Annotated in this window: 18 protein-coding genes; 7 read left to right on the plus strand and 11 right to left on the minus strand. The window is 65.2% G+C overall.

What is annotated here, in order from left to right; translation table 11 throughout:
• The 7 genes from HNP98_RS11465 to HNP98_RS11495 form a co-directional block, all read right to left on the minus strand.
• Entirely contained in the window at positions 1–471 is a 471-nt protein-coding gene (locus HNP98_RS11465) for a hypothetical protein (RefSeq protein WP_173810208.1), read from the minus strand.
• 52 nt (positions 472–523) lie between these two features.
• Complete coding sequence (locus HNP98_RS11470; RefSeq protein WP_173810209.1) at positions 524–1,069, minus strand: RNA polymerase sigma factor; 546 nt, start codon at positions 1,067–1,069, stop codon at positions 524–526.
• A gap of 166 nt (positions 1,070–1,235) precedes the next feature.
• The gene (locus HNP98_RS11475) at positions 1,236–1,844 is read right to left on the minus strand and encodes a hypothetical protein (protein ID WP_173810210.1); all 609 of its coding nucleotides are present in this window, start codon (positions 1,842–1,844) and stop codon (positions 1,236–1,238) included.
• Between the two features lie 3 nt (positions 1,845–1,847).
• Positions 1,848–3,275, minus strand: a complete 1,428-nt coding sequence (locus tag HNP98_RS11480) for a vWA domain-containing protein (protein ID WP_173810211.1) — start codon at positions 3,273–3,275, stop codon at positions 1,848–1,850.
• A 171-nt stretch (positions 3,276–3,446) separates the two neighbouring features.
• A complete protein-coding gene (gene bcp, locus HNP98_RS11485) occupies positions 3,447–3,896 on the minus strand; it encodes a thioredoxin-dependent thiol peroxidase (protein WP_173810212.1) in 450 nt (149 codons plus the stop codon).
• A gap of 232 nt (positions 3,897–4,128) precedes the next feature.
• Positions 4,129–6,165 carry a peptidoglycan DD-metalloendopeptidase family protein gene (locus HNP98_RS11490; RefSeq protein WP_173810213.1) on the minus strand — a complete coding sequence of 679 codons (2,037 nt, stop codon included), beginning with the start codon at positions 6,163–6,165 and terminating at the stop codon, positions 4,129–4,131.
• A gap of 200 nt (positions 6,166–6,365) precedes the next feature.
• Positions 6,366–6,980 carry a fumarylacetoacetate hydrolase family protein gene (locus tag HNP98_RS11495; protein ID WP_173810214.1) on the minus strand — a complete coding sequence of 205 codons (615 nt, stop codon included), beginning with the start codon at positions 6,978–6,980 and terminating at the stop codon, positions 6,366–6,368.
• Between the two features lie 166 nt (positions 6,981–7,146).
• Between HNP98_RS11495 and HNP98_RS11500 the strand changes: the two genes are divergently transcribed.
• The gene (locus HNP98_RS11500; RefSeq protein WP_173810215.1) at positions 7,147–7,941 is read left to right on the plus strand and encodes a M48 family metallopeptidase; all 795 of its coding nucleotides are present in this window, start codon (positions 7,147–7,149) and stop codon (positions 7,939–7,941) included.
• A gap of 41 nt (positions 7,942–7,982) precedes the next feature.
• Complete coding sequence (locus tag HNP98_RS11505; RefSeq protein ID WP_173810216.1) at positions 7,983–8,528, plus strand: hypothetical protein; 546 nt, start codon at positions 7,983–7,985, stop codon at positions 8,526–8,528.
• A 206-nt stretch (positions 8,529–8,734) separates the two neighbouring features.
• Here HNP98_RS11505 and HNP98_RS11510 read toward each other — a convergent pair whose 3' ends face one another.
• Both HNP98_RS11510 and HNP98_RS11515 read right to left on the minus strand, forming a co-directional pair.
• Positions 8,735–9,484 (minus strand): hypothetical protein, encoded by a 750-nt coding sequence (locus HNP98_RS11510; protein WP_173810217.1) that lies wholly within the window; start codon positions 9,482–9,484, stop codon positions 8,735–8,737.
• Between the two features lie 225 nt (positions 9,485–9,709).
• Positions 9,710–11,116 carry a UDP-N-acetylmuramate--L-alanine ligase gene (locus tag HNP98_RS11515; protein WP_173810218.1) on the minus strand — a complete coding sequence of 469 codons (1,407 nt, stop codon included), beginning with the start codon at positions 11,114–11,116 and terminating at the stop codon, positions 9,710–9,712.
• Positions 11,117–11,321: 205 nt separating this feature from the next.
• Between HNP98_RS11515 and dnaB the strand changes: the two genes are divergently transcribed.
• Both dnaB and HNP98_RS11525 read left to right on the plus strand, forming a co-directional pair.
• Entirely contained in the window at positions 11,322–13,973 is a 2,652-nt protein-coding gene (gene dnaB / locus HNP98_RS11520; protein ID WP_173810219.1) for a replicative DNA helicase, read from the plus strand.
• 120 nt (positions 13,974–14,093) lie between these two features.
• The gene (locus tag HNP98_RS11525) at positions 14,094–14,942 is read left to right on the plus strand and encodes a sulfite exporter TauE/SafE family protein (protein ID WP_173810220.1); all 849 of its coding nucleotides are present in this window, start codon (positions 14,094–14,096) and stop codon (positions 14,940–14,942) included.
• On the opposite strand, the gene HNP98_RS11530 is transcribed toward HNP98_RS11525, so the two are convergent.
• Together HNP98_RS11530 and HNP98_RS11535 are read right to left on the minus strand one after the other, a co-directional pair.
• On the minus strand, positions 14,830–15,885 hold the full coding sequence (locus HNP98_RS11530) for an LLM class flavin-dependent oxidoreductase (protein WP_173810221.1): 1,056 nt from the start codon (positions 15,883–15,885) through the stop codon (positions 14,830–14,832). The genes HNP98_RS11525 and HNP98_RS11530 overlap by 113 nt on opposite strands.
• 79 nt (positions 15,886–15,964) lie before the next feature.
• A complete protein-coding gene (locus HNP98_RS11535) occupies positions 15,965–16,456 on the minus strand; it encodes a hypothetical protein (protein ID WP_173810222.1) in 492 nt (163 codons plus the stop codon).
• Positions 16,457–16,652: 196 nt separating this feature from the next.
• On the opposite strand from HNP98_RS11535, the gene HNP98_RS11540 reads away from it, so the two are divergent.
• From HNP98_RS11540 to HNP98_RS11550, 3 genes are all read left to right on the plus strand, one after another.
• Complete coding sequence (locus tag HNP98_RS11540) at positions 16,653–17,717, plus strand: SDR family NAD(P)-dependent oxidoreductase (protein WP_173810223.1); 1,065 nt, start codon at positions 16,653–16,655, stop codon at positions 17,715–17,717.
• A gap of 205 nt (positions 17,718–17,922) precedes the next feature.
• Positions 17,923–18,693, plus strand: coding sequence for a prolipoprotein diacylglyceryl transferase (locus tag HNP98_RS11545; RefSeq protein ID WP_173810224.1), 771 nt, complete (start codon positions 17,923–17,925; stop codon positions 18,691–18,693).
• A 24-nt stretch (positions 18,694–18,717) separates the two neighbouring features.
• Positions 18,718–18,975, plus strand: coding sequence for a hypothetical protein (locus HNP98_RS11550; RefSeq protein ID WP_173810225.1), 258 nt, complete (start codon positions 18,718–18,720; stop codon positions 18,973–18,975).
• The last annotated feature ends 296 nt before the right edge of the window (positions 18,976–19,271 follow it).

Here is a 19,271-nt window from a genome sequence, read left to right on the forward strand (position 1 = left end):
CTATAAATACTGCGCGTCTTCCGTGGCCTGGGAATCCAGGGCCTCGTTCAACTCGTCTTGCGAGGGTTGGAGAAAAGTTGCGGCCATGCCGGGCCGGGCGGCCACCATCTGGGCCAGGTCGTTGGCGTCGAGGCGGGCGCTGGGCCGCAGCAAGTAGGCCACCAGCTCGGTCTGAGGCACGGCGTCGAGGGCAGCCGCGGCCGCGCTGGCACTCACCGCGGGGGCCGCCGGGCTGCCCAGGCCAAGCCAGAACGAAGCCACAAAAGTCCCCAGCACGGCCACCGAGGCTAGGCTGGTGCGCAGGGCCCCGGGCAGCAGGGCCCACCAAGCCGCGCCGCCCGCCAGGGCGCGGGGCACGGGCCGGCGGGCCATCACGCGGGCGGGGAGTTGATCAAAATAAGCAACTGGCGGCTCGCTGAGCGGCGGGTGAGGCCGCCGGGGGTGCGCGTCCAGCTTAAAGGCAGTTTTCATGGCGGTTGGATGAATAGGACGCGGCAACGTTTAACCCGGTCCCGAAAAAATCTTACTCGCTGGCGCGGGTCACGTAGTCTTCTACTTTTTTCACGGCGTGGTGGTAGCTGGCCTTCAGGGCCCCCACGCTGGTGCCGGTTACCTCGGCCATCTGCTCGTAGGGCATCTCGTCGTAGTAGCGCAGGTTGAACACCAGGCGCTGCTTGTCAGGTAGTTGCAGGATGGCTTTTTGGAGTTTCAACTCAATCTCGTCGCCGGCCAGGGCCGGGTCAGCTTCCATTTTGGCGGCCAGTTCGGCCCCCACGTCGGTGAGCGGCAGCAGGAACTTGCGGCGCTTGCTGCCCAAAAAATTCAGGCACTCGTTGGTGGCGATGCGGTAAATCCAGGTGAAAAGCTGGGCGTCCTGGCGGAAGTTTTCGAGGTGCTTCCACACCTTAATGAACACGTCCTGGGTGAGGTCGTCGGCGTCGGCGTGGTCCACCACCATCTTGCGCACGTGCCAGTACACCTTCCGCTGGTACTTGCGCACCAGTTGATTAAACGCCAAATTGCGACTGGCAGGGTCTTGGAACTTGAGGAGGATTTCGTGGTCTTCCAAACGCGGGGCGGGGGCGGGAGTGCGGGTTGGATGCCGGAAGGTACTTTTGGTTTAATACAGCGCTGTCTCAACCGGTGCTGATTCAATAGTGAGTGCTTGTTCGGCTGATAATAGTCAGGGGCTATCTATGGGCCTGACCTTGCGTAGGTAGGCTCACCACGAAAGGCTACCCGCTTGGTTTCGCCTGCCGGTATTTGCGCAGGTCTTCGGCCGCTGCTTTGTCGTACGGATGGTGCAGGCTGAAAATTAGTTTCTCCACCAGTACCGGGTCGTCGCGGTGAAACTGGCGCACCAAAGTTTCGGAGTCTGTGGCCCAGGTAGCCAGGCCTAGCACCAGGACGAGGGCGTGTTTTTTGGCAAGATTATCAGTCGGGGCCAGCAGCCCCGCCGCAATTGCCAGCGTGACGGTGCCAGTTAACAAAAGTGGCCGGGAGCCAGGAAAAAACAGTAGCTTGTAAAGAATGCCTACTAGTACGACGGCGGCGGAAATATTCAGCAGCTTGAGCAGTATAGACTTGAGCATCAAAAAAGGCCCGGAAGTTTCCGGTGGCAACGCAGTCTGTGCGCCAGAAAATTCTTCTGCGACTGCGTTAGCGGGTGGGGAAGGCTTAAATGCTTCCAGGAAATAGCTGGTTGCCAACGCTAGCATTCCTGCCAAAAATACTCGGCTGCCAGCCGGCCGCAAAGCCCACATCAAGCCAAAGCCTACGCAAACCAGCACCCAGTCGATAACCTCAATATAAGGTAGTAATTTATATAAAAGACCTTTCTTCATAACCTACCGTCCAAATATCCCCACTGACGTCGTTTGCCCGCTGCGAATCGTGAAGTTGCGCACGTCGGTGAACTTGCTGCCGAGGGCTGTTTTGGTGCGGAACACGAGGCGGTAGGCCCCCGGCTGCATGGGTAAGTTGAGCTTGCTGCTGCCGCCGTCGGGCAGGTTGTACACCCAGGTTTGCGACTCGTCGTTGTTGAGCTGGTAAATGCTGCCGTAGCCTTTCAAATCGGTGGTGATGTTGAGCGTGCCGGGGGCCGGGTAGGTGACGGCCACCTCCTGGCCCTGGCGGACACTGACGCGGCGCGTGAGGCGCGGCAGCGTCAGCACTTCCACGTCGTAGGGGCCGGCCAGCAGTTTTTGGCGGGTGCCGAAGGGCAGGGCCACGGCGGTGGCGGGGGCCCCGGCGGCCCGCACCACGGCCTGTACCGCGCCGTAGGGGTTGGGCGTGAGCGCCGGGGGTTGCAGGAACAGCGTACCCTGGGGCGTTTTGAAGGTCAGCACGTTGGCCTTGCCAGCGCGGATGGGTACGTTGGCCTGGCGCACGGCCGGCACGGTGTTAATCACCAGGTCGTAGCTCTGAAGCGCGTCGATGGCCAGCACGTCGGCGCGGCCCTGGGCGTCGCGGTAGTGCACGTAGTTGTACTCGGGTTGGCCGGTCACGTTGTTGACGAACGTGAGGTTGACGTTGCTTTCCACCGGGCGGCCGTCGGCGTCGGTCAGGTTCACGGCCACGGTGGTTTTGGCCAGCGTTTGGGCAACGACGTCGTTCATCACCGTGCGGAAGGTTTTCACCTCGGCGGCGTTGTAGTACTGGCCCAGGCATTCGAGCTGCTTACCAAAATCCTGCTGGGCCCCGATACCAATTACGAACGGCTTCAAAAACACGCGCTTGCGCTGCAAGTCGAGCGAAGCCGCGCAGGGGTCGGCATTACACGATTCGAGGCCGTCGGTGATGAGCAGCAGCACGTTGCGGGCCGTTTTATCAGCCGGAAAGTCGCCTGCCGACTGCCGCAGCGCGTACGTGATGGGCGTGTTGCCCTGGGCCTTGAGCGTGGTGAGCTTGGCCTTGATGGCCTGGGCGTTGCGCGGCGCGAAGGGCACTTCGAGGCGCGAATCCTCGCAGTTTTTGGCGCTGTTCGGAAACTGGTGGCCGTACACGCGCAGGCCCAGCTCCAGGTTGGGGTAGGCGTTGAGTGAGTCGGCCATCTTGCCCAGCATGCGCTTGGCTACTTCCCAGCGCGGCTGGCCCTCCCAGGGGGCCATCATCGAGCCCGAGGCGTCGAGCAGGAAAAGGATGCGGGTAACTTGGGGCTTCTCGGGTGGGGCGTTTTGCGCCCGCGCCCCGGAACCGAGCAGCAGCAAGCCCAGCCCCAGGGCCCCCCCAGTACCGGCTTTTCGGACAAAAGAAAAGAGGCCACCAAGTACCATCGTCGGATGAGCTATTTGCCGGCGGCGAATGTACGCGTGACGCGCCGTAGCACGAATAGTAGCGCGAACTTTGTAGTTCGCGTCGCTGCCCGGCCGCTCAACGATTAATCGGCGGGACGAAGCGAGCGACGCGAACTACAAAGTTCGCGCTACCACTTGCGCTGGCCGGTTTCAGGCCAGCAGCTGGCCGGCGTGTTGCTGGGTATCCACTTTCTTGATAATTTTCTCAATAATGCCTTCGGCGTCAATGAGAAACGTGGTGCGCACGGTGCCCATGTACGTCTTGCCGTAGTTTTTCTTTTCCTGCCACACGCCGTAGGCTTCCACGATTTTGTGGTCGGTGTCCACCAGCAGCGGGAAGGGCAGGTCGTACTTCACGGCGAACTTCTTGTGGGCCGTTTCGCCGTCCACGCTCACGCCGATTACCTTGATGTTTTGGGCCGTCAGCTCGGCCTGGTGGTCGCGCAGGTTGCAGGCCTGGGCGGTGCAGCCGGGCGTGTCGTCCTTGGGGTAGAAATACAAGGCCACCCGCTGGCCGCGCAAAGCGACGAGCGAAACGGTGTTACCGTCTTGGTCGAGGGCAGAAAAATCGGGAGCGGGTTGGCCAGGGGCGAGGGACATGGGAGGAGGGGTTGAATGGGTGAATGGGTGAATGAGCGGATGAAAGTGGATGAGTGAATGGGCGGATGAAAGTGAATGGGCGGGCCCCAGGCCGTTATGCCGAGCGCAGCCGAGGCATCTCGCGTACTGAGTAAACCAACCGATTGAGATTAGTGGAGCACACGAGATGCCTCGGCTGCGCTCGGCATGGCGGCCTCATTCACTCATTCGCCCATTCCTCCATTCAACCATTTCACAGTTGCAAGGGAATGACCCGCTCGTTGCCGGCCTGGTCGGTGAGGCGCAGCTCGGCGGGGCCGCGCAGGCGGGGGCCCAGCGTATCGGTGGGCACGGTGAAGAGGGTGGCGTTCTTGTACTCGTAGCGCAGCAACCTGAACTGCCCGCCCACCAGCAGCTTGTAGCTGGCCAGGCCCGACATATCGTCGCCGACGCGGAACAGCACTTGGCCGCCGGGGCGGCCCACCAGGCTGCCGGTGGGGGCCTTTTCGTCGGTGAGGATGCGGTAGGAAGCGAACTGCTTCACCACGGCCGAAATCTGGCCTTGTTCGTCCCAGAGCCCGCCCACGTAGGCCCGCCCGCTGCCGGGCGCAACCGCGTAAATGGCCGAGCGGCGCAGGTCGGCCGGCGGGGCGGCGGGCTTGAGGGTGAGGCGCACCGGGTAGTAGAGCGGCGCGAGGGGCGAGCCCACCGTCCAGAAGCCGCTGCCGGGGGCCTCGGGCCGGAAGCCGGTGCTCAGGTAGAGGTTGGCGAACAGCGACTGGGACCCGAACGCCAGGCCGACGTGGGCCGTGGCGTAGCTGGTTTCCCGGCCGGCTGGAATCATTACCTGGCGGTCAAATTTCTTCGTCACGGGCCCGAAGCGCAGCGAGTCGGGCAGGCCGGCCCGCAGGTCGTAGAGGTACACGTTTTCGCTGCCCACCGTGTAGCTGGGGCGCACTTCCAGCTGGCGGTTGCCCTTGTACAGCAGCAGGTTGCCGCCCACGGCGGCCGTGTCGGGGTCGGCGGCCACGGCCTTCAGCAGGTTGCGGTCAATCTCGTAGCGCAGGGCCGGGCGCTTCACCCGCGCCGAGCGGGTTTTGAAGTAGGCCGGGGCCTCGCCGCGCAGCACGAAGCGCAGGGCCGTCTGGTTGTTGTAGGAGTCGGCCAGCACCACGTCCACCGTGTACACCCGGCCGGCCTCCACGGTCAGGCGGCCCCGGCCGGGGCCCGGGGCGGTGTACATGGCCAGGTCGTTGCCCTCGTCCACCCACAGCTTTTGCAGGGTGCGGCCCAGGGTGTGCTGGTACTGGAAATCGACGAAGTTGGCCACCTGCCGGGTGCCCGTGGGGAAGGGCACGGCGTCGATGCGGTGCTCGTAGTAGGGCACGCCGTTCACCTTCACCGCCACCCGCTGGATGCCGTTCTTGTTCCACGTCCCGTCGAAGCGGTCGAAGCCCTGCACCAGCAGGCCCACGGTGCCGAAGCAGCCGATGGTGTCGGGCCAGGCCGTGGCCACGCCGGGCCCCGGCAGCACCCGGGGCACGAACAGCTTCTTGTCGAACCGCTTATCCACCCGCGCCTCGATGCCCAGCGGCTCCACCGCAAACGCCTGGAGCGTGGGGGCCACGTGGTCCTGGATTTCGGCGAAGCCGCCCCATTGCAGCGGGTTGTACTGGCGGTCCTGGGCGTCGCGCACTTCCCAGTGCAGGTGGGGGCCCACCGAGCCGCCGGTGTTGCCCGACAGGGCCACCACCTCGCCGCGCCGCACGGGGTACTGGTCTTTCGGAAAAAACAGCTCCACCTCGTAGGCCTGCTGCGCGTACTGCTGGCGCAGCAGCTCAGCGGCCACGGGGCCCCGGAACGCGTTGAGGTGGCCGTACACCGTCGTCAGCCCGTTGGGGTGGGTGAGGTACAGCACGTTGCCGTAGCCGAACGACGACTGCTTGAGCCGCGACACGTAGCCGTCGGCCGCCGCGTACACGGGCCGGTTCACCCCGCCGGCGGTCTTGATGTCGAGGCCGCCGTGGAAGTGGTTGGGCCGCAGCTCGCCCATGCTGCCCGCCAGAAAGCTCGGCGTGCCCGGCGCGATGGGGAACAGAAAGTAGCCCGGGGCCACCACGGGCCGGGCCCCCGCCGGCCCTGGCCGCGCCGCCCGGCGCTCCTCGGCCGTGTCGGCCTCCTGGCCCCCGGCGGGGCTGGGCCGCAGCCCCAGCGCCAGGCCCCACACCAACGCCCAACCCCAAGCTTTCCACTGCCGGAAAGCCGCCAACTGATTTTTTAATACCCTCAAAACCAACAGATTTAAGCTGTCAGCTATTCATTGTCAGGCTAGGAACAAACCTTGGCCTGACAACGAATAGCTAACGACTCGTTTACTTATGAACTACTAGCTGTTACTGCTTCTTACGTGGATGGTTGGCGTTCCGGGTGCCGCCGGGGAGCGGGGCGGCAAATAACCCGGGCCCCTCCCCGCGCCCGAAACGCCGGTGGTTACTTCACCGCCACTTCCAGCAGCTTCTCGCCTTCGAGGTAGCCCGTCAACTGGTCGCCCACGTGCACGGGGCCCACGCCGGCCGGGGTGCCGGTGAACAGCAAGTCGCCCTGCTTGAGGGTGATGTAGCGCGAGACGAAGCTGATAATCTGGGCGAACGGGTGCAGCATCAGGCCCGAGTTGCCGGTCTGGCGGGTGGCCCCGTTCACTTCCAAATGGAAGTTGATGTTGGCCAGGTCCGCGAAGTCGGCCGCGGGCCGGAAGGTGGGGGAGATGGGCGCGGAGCCGTCGAAGGCCTTGGCCAGCTCCCAGGGCAAGCCCTTCTTTTTCAGGTCGTTTTGCAGGTCGCGGGCCGTGAAGTCGAGGCCCAGGCCGATGGCGTCGAAGTACGTGGGGGCGAAGGCCGGGTCGATGTGGCGGCCGTTTTTGCTGACGCGCAGCACCAGCTCCAGCTCGTAGTGAATGTCGGTAGAAAAATCGGGGTAGAAGAAGGGCTGGCCGCGCTGCACCAGCGCGGTTTCGGGCTTGAGGAAGATGACGGGCGCGGCGGGCGTTTCATTGTGCAGCTCGGCGATGTGGTCGGCGTAGTTGCGGCCGATGCAGATGATTTTCATAGGGGCGGACGGGGGTGCGAAAGCCCAAAACTACGGCCGGCGGCCGGTCCGCCCGAACACTTGGCCGGTAGGTTTGCGTATGTTCGGGGCCCCGGGCCCGGCTTTGGCCTAAAAAATGCCAGGGGCGAAACCCCCCCGTTCTATCTTTCCTAAACCATTCTTTCCCATGCTGCGCAAACCTCTTCTCCTCGCCGGCCTCACGCTGCTGGCCGCCTGCACCACGGTGCCCATCACCGGCCGCCGCCAGCTCAGCCTGGTGAGCAACGGCGAGATGAACACCCTGGCCGTGACCCAGTACAAGCAAACCCTGGGCACGGCCAAGCTCTCCACCAACGCCGCCGAAGTGGCCACGGTGCGGCGCGTGGGCCAGCGCATCCAGGCGGCCGTGGAGCTGTACTTCCGCCAGCAGGGCCAGTCGGCCCAGCTCGAAGGCTACCAGTGGGAATTCAACCTCATCGACGACCCCAAAACGGTGAACGCCTGGTGCATGCCCGGCGGCAAAGTGGTGGTGTACACCGGCATCCTGCCCCTCACACGCGACGAAAACGGGCTGGCCGTGGTGCTGGGCCACGAAATCTCGCACGCCGTGGCCCGCCACGGGGCCGAGCGTATGAGCGACCAGCTGGCGCTGCAACTGGGCGGCACGGCCCTGTCCACGGCCTTCTCGCAAAACCCGGCCGCCACCGGCAGCCTCTTCAACACGGTCATCGGGGCCGGCGAGCAGGGGGCATCGCTGGCCTTCAGCCGCCGCCAGGAAAGCGAGGCCGACCACCTGGGCCTGATTTTCATGGCCATGGCCGGCTACGACCCGCGCGGGGCCCTGCCGTTCTGGCAGCGCATGGCCGCCCAAAGCCAGAACAGCACCCCCGTCTTCCTGTCCGACCACCCCGCCGACGCCACCCGCATCGCCGACATCGGGCGCCTGCTGCCCGAAGCCCAGAAGTACTACAAGCCCCGCTAACCACGTTTTGCCATCTCCTTTCCTTCGTTTAAACCACTGCAATGTCGATTCTACCCCGTTTGCTGGGCCTGGGCCTGCTCACTTTATTAATGGGCCTGCTGCTGGGGGCCTGCGAAACCTCGCGGCGCAGCACCAACGAGCAAACCATGCCCGAGTACAACACCAAAGTCACCGTGCCTAATAAGCAGATTGCGCAAACGTCGGGCGAGCAAATAGATTTTAAGGTGTCGCAGTCGGAGCTGGCCACGGCCTTCATTCGGGAGTTTGGCGACGGCACCGTCATCGACCGCGTGCTGGTGCACAAGGCCCCGGCCGAACCCAACGAGCCCACCGTGTACTACCTGGTGGGCATGGGCCTGCGCAACGGCATGTTCCGGGCCATGGCCCTGCCGCTGCTCGGGGGCGGCGACAACACGGTGTTCCTCAGCCCCAGCGCCTCGCGCTATATCATCACCGGCGTGGGCTGCTCGTCGTGCTTTTTCAACTTCGAAGGCGACCGAATTGTGGGTACCCTGTGCGAAGGTAACCCCGGCGGCGGCCGCTGCGACCTGCGCCGCGAGCCGGGCAATACGCTCTTCCCCAAGTAGCCCGCGCCGTGAAGCCCGCCCACAAGTGGCTGCTCCGCGCTGCCCTCACGGCCCTGGCCGTGCTCCTCACCACCGACCGCCGCCGGCCCTCCGCGCCGGCCCCCAAAGCCAAAAAGCCCGCCGAATAGGCAGGCTTTTTAGCTTTACCCGGTTTTCGACCGATTTCCCGACCCGGCCGGCCGGTGCGGGGTCAATCCATTCCGGTCTTACTTGAGTTTGGTGACGGGCACCGGGCTCGTCATTACGCCGTCGGGCAGGGTTTGGGCGGCGGCCACGAAATCGAACCGGGCGGGCTTGGCGGCCTCGCTCCGGCCGGCGGCCAGCAGCAGTTGGCCGTGGCGGGCGTACTCGTTCCAGCGGCGGCGGAAGGCGGGTTGTGCGTCGGTGGCCTTGGGGAAGTAGGCCCATTCGTCGACGAGGCCGGTGGCGCGGTTCACGAGCACTTCGTAGCGGTTTTCGGGCGTCACGCCCACGTTTTCAAAGGTCATGCCCAGCACGTCGGCCGGGGCCCCGTCCATGGTTTTGCCCGCGCCCTTGTACGTGAGGTTCACGCCCGGGTCTTGGAGCTTGAAGGGCATGTCCAGCCAGTACGAGTTGTTGACCCACGCGGGGTAGAGGCCGTCGAGCACTTTCTGGCCGGCGGGCGTGGCCGAGATGTCCTTGCCGCGGCTGTACACGTGGCCCTGCTTGGAGTTGAGGTTGTAGTTGGCCACCAGCGTGTCTTGCTCCCAGTGGAAATCGCCGGTTTTCTTGTCCCAAATCTGGTACTGGCCGTGGAAGAAGTCCCAGGCCAGGTAGCGGGTGTTGTTCCAGGCGTCGGTGCCGCCCATAGCCTGCATCACGCGGTCGGCCACGGCCGTGGCCTTCGGGTCGGATTTCTTGGCCGCGCAGCCCGGCAGCAATCCGCCGCAGGCGGCGGCGAGGGCCAGGCTCAAAAACTGGGGAACGAAGCGCATAGGAAACGAGGGATTAGGTGACAAGCCGCTGCCTACGAGCCGCTTGCGGCGGCCGGCCGGGGCCAACGGGGGCTTGGCCGACTTGCTAAAGGTATCGGTTTTTCCGGCTTTGGCCGGCTGTAGCGCTGGGACCGGCAGGCCTGCTGTTGCCCAAGCGGCGGGCGGAGCAGCCTTTTTTACCAACTTCAAGGCTATGGGCGCGTTACAACAAGGATATAGATTGGCTTACTGCGCCTCCAGCCCCGCCACCCGCGCCGCCAGGGCGGGCAAGTCCAACCCGTCGAACGTGCCCGACGACATGAGCAGCAGGTTGGTGTCGGCCCAGGGCTGGGCGTGCAGGAACTCGGCCAGCTCGTGGCTGTCGGTGATGACGCGCAGGTCGGGCCGCTGGAAAGCCGCCGTCACGGCCGCGGGCGGTAGCGGCGGCAGGCGCTTGTGTTCCAGCACGTGGGGGTTGAAATAGACCACCGCCACGTCGGGCGCGTCGAAGCAGTGCGCGTACTGCGGGAGGAAATCGGGGTTGAGCGAGCTGAAGGTGTGCAGCTCCAGGCAGGCCACCAACCGCCGCCCGGGGAACTGCTGCTTCAGGGCCCCGGCCGTGGCCCGCAGCTTGCTGGGGGCGTGGGCAAAGTCCTTGTACACCACGGAGGTGGCCCCACGGGCCAGCAGTTCCAGCCGCCGCGCCGCCCCGGGGAACGAAGCCACCGCCCGGTAAAAGTCCTTGCCCTTGATGCCCAGCTGCTTGCACACCTCGCGGGCCGCCGAGAGGTTGCGCAAATTGTGCTCGCCGAACACCTGAATCGGTACCTCCTCGTCCTTTTTGGTCAGCAAAAACGTTTGGCCGTCGCGCACCACGCTCTCGTGGGGCCCGTAGCCGATGTAGGTTACGTCGGGGCTGGTGGGCACGGCGATGAGCTGGGTTTGCTCGTCGTCGCGGTCGTAGATGAGCACGCCCGCCTTGGGCGTCATCGCGGCAAAAATGCGGAACTGCTCGCGGTAAATTTCCTCGGTCGGGAACACGTTGATGTGGTCCCAGCTGATGCCTGAAATCACGCCGATGTGGTGCTGGTAGAGGTGAAACTTGGGCCGCCTATCGACCGGCGACGACAGGTACTCGTCGCCTTCGATGATGATGACCGGCGCGTCGTCCGTCAGCTGCACCATCAGGTCGAAGCCCGCCAGCTGGGCCCCCACCGCGTAGTCGAACTTGCGGCCGTAGAAGCGCAGCACGTGCAGGATGCAGGCCGTGATGCTGGTTTTGCCGTGCGAGCCCCCGATGACGACGCGCTGCTTGTCACGGCTGGCCTCGTGGATGTACTCGGGGAAGGAATACACCTTCAGGCCCAATTCCTGGGCTTGCAGCAGCTCGGGGTTATCGGGGCGGGCGTGCATGCCCACAATCACGGCGTCGAGGTCGGGGGTGATGCGGGCGGCGTCCCAGCCCTCGGCCTCCGGCAGCAGGCCGGCGGCGGCCAGGCGGCCCCGGGCGGGCTCAAAAATCTCGTCGTCGGTGCCCGTCACGCGGGCCCCCTGGCGGTGCAGGGCCAGGGCCAGGTTGTGCATGATGCTGCCGCCCACGGCGATGAGGTGGACGCGGCGCGGCGCAGAATCGGTAGGAATTAAATCGGTCATGCAAGTCGAAGTGAGCGGACGGCCCCGGCCGCCGCGCCGGGGGCCGCGAAAGTACAAAAGCGGCCCCGCCAAATCTGGCCCGGGCCCCCGGCGGGCCACGATTTTATAAGCCGTTTCCCCCCGTCGGGGGTTAGCTTTGTTGTTCGGCCCTGCCGTGGTTTTTGCCGATTTTCTGCCGTTATATTTACAATTGCCTCACAATCACATGCCAGACCCGATGGACGACCGCGTCAAGCAATCCGCCGCCCGCGCCAAAGCCGCCTGGGCCGGGCGCGGCACCGGGGGCCAGCCCCAGCAGGCCAGCGCTGCCGGCAAGCTGCCGCCCCAGGCCCTGGAGCTGGAGGTAGCCGTGCTCGGGGCCCTGATGCTGGAAAAAGACGCCCTCACCTCGGTCATCGACATCCTGCGCCCCGAGAGCTTTTACAAAGACGCCCACCAGCGCGTCTTCAAAGCCATCCTGAACCTGTTCGACAAGTCGGAGCCCATCGACCAGCTCACCGTGGTGCACGAGCTGCGCGAGATGGGCGAGCTAGAGGCCTGTGGCGGTGCATTTTACGTGGCCGGCCTGACCATGAAGGTGAACTCGGCGGCTAACGTCGAGTTTCACGCCCGCATCATCACGGAGGCTGCCATCAAGCGCGAGCTGATTCGCATCGCCAGCGAAATCCAGCGCGATGCCTTCGAGGACACCACCGACGTATTCGCCCTGCTCGACCAGACCGAGCAGTCGCTGTTCGAAGTGTCGGAATCGAACATTCGCAAGAACTTCGACGACATGCGCAGCCTGATGGGCAAGGCCATCAAGGAGCTGGAGGAGAAGAAGAACCAAAAGGACGGCCTCACCGGCGTGCCCTCCGGTTTCACCGCGTTGGACCGCGTAACCAGCGGCTGGCAACCGTCTGACCTGGTGATTATTGCGGCCCGGCCGGGCATGGGAAAATGTTTGGGCAAGGGTACAAAGGTGCTGATGTTTGACGGCAGCCTGCGCAACGTGGAAGACGTGCGCGAAGGTGAGCTGCTGATGGGCGACGACTCGACCCCGCGCCGGGTGAAAAGCATTGCCCGGGGCCGCGAAAACATGTACTGGGTGCGCCAGAACAAGGGCGACGACTACCGCGTGAACGAGAGCCACATCCTCTCGCTCAAGCGCAGCCGCACCGAGGGCCCCCACCGCCACGGCGACGTGCTGAACATCGAAGTGCGCGACTGGCTGGCCCGGGGCCCCAAGTTCCGCTCCAACTACAAGGGCTACAAAGTGGCCGTGGAGTTTGCGGAAAAGGCGCTGCCCATCGACCCGTATTTCCTGGGCGTGTGGCTGGGCGACGGCTCGTCCAACGACTGCTGCATCACGGGGCAGGACGCGGAAATCATTGACTATCTGCACGAATACGCCGCCGACCTGAACATGCAGGTGACGGTGGGCACGGCCACCAACCGCTGCAACAGCTACGGCATCACACGCGGGCAGCAGGGCGGTAGCCTGGCCCAGTTCTCGGTGCAGGACGAGCTGCGCCAGCTGGACGTGCTGGGCCGCAAGCACATCCCGCAGCGGTACTTAATTAATTCCACGGAAAACCGCCTGCGCCTGTTGGCCGGCCTTATCGACAGCGACGGCCACCTGAACGTGGTGAGCAACGGCTACGAAATCACGCAGAAAAACGAGGCCCTGGCCCGCCAAATCAAGTTTTTGTGCGACTCGCTGGGCTTCCGCACGTCGCTGACGAAAAAGCGGGCCGTCATCACGCGCATCGGCTACGTGTGCGACGTGTGGCGCGTGCGCTGCTACGGCGACCTCGACCGCGTGCCGGTGCGCGTGGCCCGCAAAAAAGCCAACCCCTGGGCCTCGCCCGTGGACTGGCGCATGACGGGCATCACCGTGGAGTTCGATAAAGTCGATGACTACTACGGCTTCGAGATTGACGGCAACCGCCTGTTCCTGCTCCAGGACCTGACGGTGACGCACAACACGGCGTTCGTGGTGTCGGCCATGCGCAACGCGGCGGTAGAGTTTAAGCGGCCGGTGGCCATTTTCTCGCTGGAAATGTCGTCGTTGCAGCTCGTCAACCGCCTGATTTCGGCCGAGGCGGAACTGGATTCGGACAAGATTAAGAAGGGCACGCTGGCCGACCACGAGTGGCAGCAGCTCAACCACAAGATTACCGACCTCTCGGCGGCCCCCATTTACATCGACGATACGCCGGCGCTGAGCATCCGCGAGCTGCGCACCAAGTGCCGCCGCCTGCGCTCGCAGAAGGACGTGCAGCTCATCATCGTGGACTACCTGCAGCTGATGAGCGGCAACACTGACGGGCGCGGCGGCAACCGCGAGCAGGAGATTGCCAGCATCTCGCGGGCCCTCAAGGGCATTGCCAAGGAGCTGAACGTGCCCGTGCTGGCCCTGTCGCAGCTCTCGCGCTCGGTGGAAACGCGCGGCGGCGACAAGAAGCCCCAGCTGAGCGACCTGCGCGAATCGGGCTCGATTGAGCAGGACGCCGACATGGTGATTTTCCTCTACCGCCCCGAGTACTACGGCCTCGACCAGGACGCCGAGGGCAACCCCACGCAGGGCATGGGCGAGGTCATCATCGCCAAGCACCGCAACGGCTCGCTCGAAACCGTGCAGCTCAAGTTCATCGGCCGCTTCACCAAATTCGCCGACCTGGACAGCGAAACCGGCGGCGGCTTCGGCGGGCCCTTGGGCTACCAGCCCGCCGGCCTGCCCGCCAGCACTTTCGACGAGGAGCCCAGCGGCGGCAATTTCGCGCCTAATACCATCCGCCTGGGCTCAAAAATCAACGAGTCGCCCACGCCGTTCCCGAAGGGTAACCTGAACAAGTACGAGGAGCCGCCTTTTTAATTGATTTCGCGCAAGGTTTCGCTAAGTAAAAAGTAGGTTTCGCCAAAGTTGACCTGTGGATCAACCTTGGCGAAACCTGCTTTTTACTTAGCGAAACCTTGCGCGAGAATCTTTACGCGAATGACCATCGCCCTGCTGTGCTTTTTTACGTTCCTGGCCGGCTTCATTGACGCCATTGTGGGCGGCGGGGGCCTCATCCAGCTGCCGGCGCTGCTGCTGCTGCTGCCCGGTGTGCCGGTGCCCACGCTGCTGGGCACCGGCAAAGTGGCTAGCCTGGCGGGCACCACCGCGGCGCTGCGGCGCTACCTGAGCGGGCCCACGGCGGTGCCGCTGCGCTGGCGCACGGTGGCCATCACGGCGCTGGTGGCGGGGGGCTTTGCGCTGCTGGGGGCCCGGGCGGTGAGCGGGCTGCACAAAGAAGCCGTGCGGCCCTTGGTGCTGGTACTGCTGGTGCTGATGGCCGCCTACACGCTCTGGCGCAAGGACTTTGGGAGCACGCACGCGCCGCGCTTGCACGGCCGCCGCGAGGTACTGGTGGGCGTGGTGCTGGGCGCGGCCATCGGGTTTTACGACGGGTTTTTTGGGCCCGGCACGGGCAGCTTGCTGCTGTTTGCCTTCGTGGGCCTGTTCGGCTACGATTTCCTGGCGGCCTCGGCCTCGGCCAAGTTTGTGAACATGGCCACCAACGTGGCCGGGCTGGCCTACTTCGTGTACACGAAGCAGGTCATCTACCAGGTGGCGCTGCCGATGGCCGTGTGCAACGTGCTGGGCGCCACGCTGGGCATTCAGGTGGCGCTGCGGCGCGGCACGGGCTTCGTGCGGGTGCTGTTCCTGGCCATCGTCGGCACGTTCATCCTCAAGCTAGGCTGGGAGACATTTCGTGCACCAACGCCGGTTGCGCCGCCGGCAGCGCAAACGCCTCCGCCAGCAGCTCGTACGAGCGCAGCCGGTCCTGGTGGTCGGCCGTGATGGTCGTGGCCACGATTTCGTCGACGCCGTAGGCGTCGGCCAGGGCTTCGAACTCGGCCTTCACCTGCGCGGGGGTGCCGCTCACGATGCGGCCGCGGCTTTGGGCAATTTGGTACTGGTCGTCGGCCGTGAAGCGGTAGGCACGCACGTCTTCGGCGGTCGGGAAGGTGAGCCGCTCGCCCTTGTTGAAGCGCAGCAGCTGCAGTTCCATCGCGGCGCGCAGGGCCCGGGCGTGCTCCTCGGTGTCGGCGCAGAGCGTGAACACGGCCACGTTGGCCTCGGGGGCCCCCAGCTCGGGCGAGGGGCGGAACCGTTCGCGGTAATTTTGCACCGCCTGGGGCCCGCCGTGGGGGTTGATGAACTGGGCAAATGTGAAGGCCGCGCCTACGTGGGCCGCAAACAGCCCGCTCTGCCCGCTGGAGCTGAGCAGCCACAGCGCCGGCTGGGTGGCCGACTGCGGAATGGCCATCACCCGCTCGTGGATGGTGTCGGGGATTCTGTCGTCGCGCAAATACGCCTGCAAATCCATCAGCTGCTCGGCAAAGTCCTGGTCGCTGAAGGTGTTGTGCGGGTTGAGGGCGTGGGCCGTGAGGCGGTCGGCCCCCGGGGCCCGGCCGATGCCCAGGTCGATGCGGCCTGGAAACAGGGCCTCGAGCAGGCGGAAGTTCTCGGCCACTTTCAGGGCCGAGTAGTGGGGCAGCATCACGCCGCCCGAGCCCAGGCGGATGCGCCCGGTGTGGTTGCCCAAGTGGGCCAGCAGCACTTCGGGGGCCGAGCCGGCCAGCGTGTGGGTGTTGTGGTGCTCGCTCACCCAGAAGCGGGTGTAGCCGAGGCGGTCGGCCAGCCGGGCCAGCTCGGTGGTTTCAAGCAGGGCCTGGCGGGCGGTGGTGCCGGGGCGCACGGGCGATTGGTCGAGGACGCTGAGGCGCAGGGGAGTGGGCATAACGGAGACGGAAGGAGGGGGGCCAGGGGTTGGCCCGATGTTCCTAAACCGCCCGACCGGCCCGGTAGTTCGGCGGCGGCTACTCGTTGCCCAGGCCGGGGGCCGGGTTGCCCTGCACGCCCTGCACGTTGGGCACGCCCATTTTCTCCTCGCGCTTGCGCTGGTACTTGTCGAACTGCGCGGCGGTGAGCACTTCTTTCAAGGCTTCGAGGCGCGACTGCCCCACGCCTTCGACGAAGCCCTTGAGTTTGCCCGGGTCGTTGCGGTAGCGGGCGCGGGCATTTTCCACGGCGGCCACGCCGCGCTGGTTGATGGCCCGCACCTTTTCGGTTTGCTGGGGCGAAAGGCCCAGGTTCTGCTGCATGTTGGCCGTGAGGGCGTTGGCCCGCGCCTCGGCGCTGGCCGAGGTGGGCAGCGGCGCTTCGGCCGGGTCGGCCGGGGCCGTCGTTTTGGTTTTGATGACGGTCTGGCCGTCGGCCTTCGTTTTGGTTTTGACCACGGCCTGGGCCCGGGCGGCCGGCGCGGCCAGGGCAACCGTTGCGCCCAGTAATAAGAAAAAGAAACGCTTCATAACAAAAAGATAAGGCCCGGCGGGGAATTTAGCGCCGCCCACTCCTGGCCGTGGCCCTGTAAATATCGGGCCAAAAAACGGCGGCCGGCCCCGGCAATCCGGGGCTGGCGGCGTTTCCGGGGGCCAGCCCCATTTTCCCGGGGCCCAATTCGGCGCGAAACGTAACCTTTCCGCCGCGCTTTCCATACTAAGGCGCATGAGCCACGCCCCCGCCCCCGCTTCGTTGCCCCGCAAACCTACCCACTGGCTGCTGGCTGCCGGCCTGGGGGCCGCCGCCGTGGCCGCCACGCTGTGGGCCAACCGCCGCGGCAGCTACGAGCTAACGGGCCGGGTGGTGCTCATCACGGGCGGCTCGCGCGGGCTGGGCCTGGTGCTGGCCCGGCAGGCGGTGGCGGAAGGGGCCCGGGTGGCCATCTGCGCCCGCGACGCGGCCGAGCTGGAACGCGCCCGCCAGGACCTGCTGACCCACGGGGCCGCCGAGGCCGACGTGCTCACCCTGGCCCGCGACCTCACCGATGCCAACGAGGTGCGCACGATGGTGGCCGAGGTAGAAACCCGCCTGGGGCCCGTCGACGTGCTGGTGAACAACGCCGGCATCATCACCGCCGGCCCGCTCGACAACATGGAGCTGCGCGACTTTGAGGATTCGATGGCCACCCACTTCTGGGCCCCCCTGCACGCCATGCAGGCCGTGCTGCCCAGCATGCGCCGGCGTGGCGAGGGCCGCATTGTGAACATCTCCAGCCTGGGCGGCAAGGTGGCCATCCCGCACATGGCCCCCTACAGCGCCAGCAAATTTGCCCTGGTGGGCCTCTCGGAAGGCTTCCGGGCCGAGCTGCGGCACGAGGGCGTCCGCGTGACCACGGTGTGCCCCGGCCTGCTGCGCACCGGCAGCGCCGGCCAGGCCCAGGTGAAGGGCAAGCACAAAAAGGAGTTTGCCTGGTTCAGCGTCGCCGACGCCCTGCCCGGCCTCACGATGAGCGCCGAGCAGGCCGCCCGCCAAATCTGGAACGCCACCCGCCGCGGCGACGGCGAAATTATCCTCTCGCTGCCGGCCAAGCTGCTGGCCGCTTTCCACGGCCTGCTGCCCGGCGTCACCACCGACCTGCTGAGCTGGGTGAACCACGCCCTGCCCGCCACCGGCGAAAGCCCCGCCGCCAACGAGCGCCGCCGCGGCTACGACAGCGAGTCGGCCATCACCCGCTCGCCCCTGACGGCGCTCACCCGCAAAGCCGCGCGCGACAACAACGAGCTGGACTAGGGCCCCCGGCGCGGGCGGCCAGGCTGGCCTCCGTTTCGGAGAACCTCACCCCCTAGCCCCCTCTCCAAAAAAGAGGGGGAACTAGTTTTTAGGCTTAGCTTCTAAAATCTAGAACTAGCGCTAGTTCCCCCTCTTTTTTGGAGAGGGGGCTAGGGGGTGAGGTTCCCTGGGCCTGGTAGCCGCAATTTCCTGCCATCTTCGCCCCATGCAATTCCCCGTCGAGTTGGCCTGGGGCCCTGTGCGCCTGCCGGTGCACCTGCTCTGCGAAACGCTGGCCTACACGCTGGGCTACCGGCTCTACGTGTACCTGCGGGCCCGCACCGCCGACCGCATCGGCGACGCCGGCCGGCAGTGGATATTCGTGGGGGCCGCCGCCGGGGCCCTGCTCGGCTCGCGGCTGCTGGGCCTGCTCGAGCACCCCGCCCTGCTGCTGCACCCGCCCGGCGGCTGGCTCTACTACGCCACCAACAAAACCATCGTGGGTGGCTTCCTGGGCGGCCTGGTGGGGGTGGAACTGGTGAAAAAGCGCCTGCGCATCACCGCCTCCTCCGGCGACCTGATGGTGTTTCCGCTGCTGCTGGGCCTGGGCATCGGGCGCGTCGGCTGCTTCCTCAGCGGCCTGGAGGACGGCACCTACGGCACCGCCACCGCCCTGCCTTGGGGCATCAACTTCGGCGACGGCGTGGCCCGCCACCCCACCAACCTCTACGAAATCCTATTCCTGGGGGCCCTGGCGCTGCTGCTGGGGGCCCTGGAGCGCAGCCGCCGGCTGCCCAACGGCCGGCGCTTCGAGCTGTTCCTGGCCGGGTATTTATTATTCCGCCTGCTGGTGGAATTCATCAAGCCCACGGCGGCCTTGCCGGGGCTGGGCCTCACGGCCATTCAGTGGGCCTGCGTAGCCGGGCTGGGGTATTATATTTGGTTGTGGTGGAGCCGGGGCCCCCGGCCCGCAAATGCCGCGTTAGAAGTACATTAGGTCACTCAATTTATAAGTAGCGCCATGCAGCCGATTCCTGAAACCTCGCCCCGCTTTAGCAACCTGCAATTGGAATTGCTGCGGTTGTATTCGCGTAATCTACCCGACGAAGAATTGCGTGACATTAAGAAGCTGTTAGCCGATTATTTCGCACAGCGGGCCGTTGAAGGCGCTAACGCCTGGTGGGATGCCAATAACTTCACCAACGCCGACGTAGACCGGATGTTGAATACTAAAATGCGGGCCGGTCGGCCTGACGTGGATGCTACGCTGCGTCATTGATACCAATGTGATGCTCGTATGCGTGTCCGACCGCTCACCACTGCACTAGATATTCCGCAGCTTTCGGGCGGGCGCATTTGAGTGGTGCGTGACTACCGAAATTCTGGCCGAGTATGCCGAGATAGTGGAGCGGCACATGGGATTGGCAAAAAGCCTAGATGCATTGGATGCTCTGCTAAGTCAGTCCAACCTGATTGAAATTAGGAAGTGTTAACAGTCACGCAGCCAGAGGACGGTTGCGGCCAGGTGAATAAAAGCCAGAAAATGCGCATCCAGCTTATCGTACCGGGTGGCCA

The organism is Hymenobacter caeli (assembly GCF_013294115.1).
Classification (GTDB): domain Bacteria; phylum Bacteroidota; class Bacteroidia; order Cytophagales; family Hymenobacteraceae; genus Hymenobacter; species Hymenobacter caeli.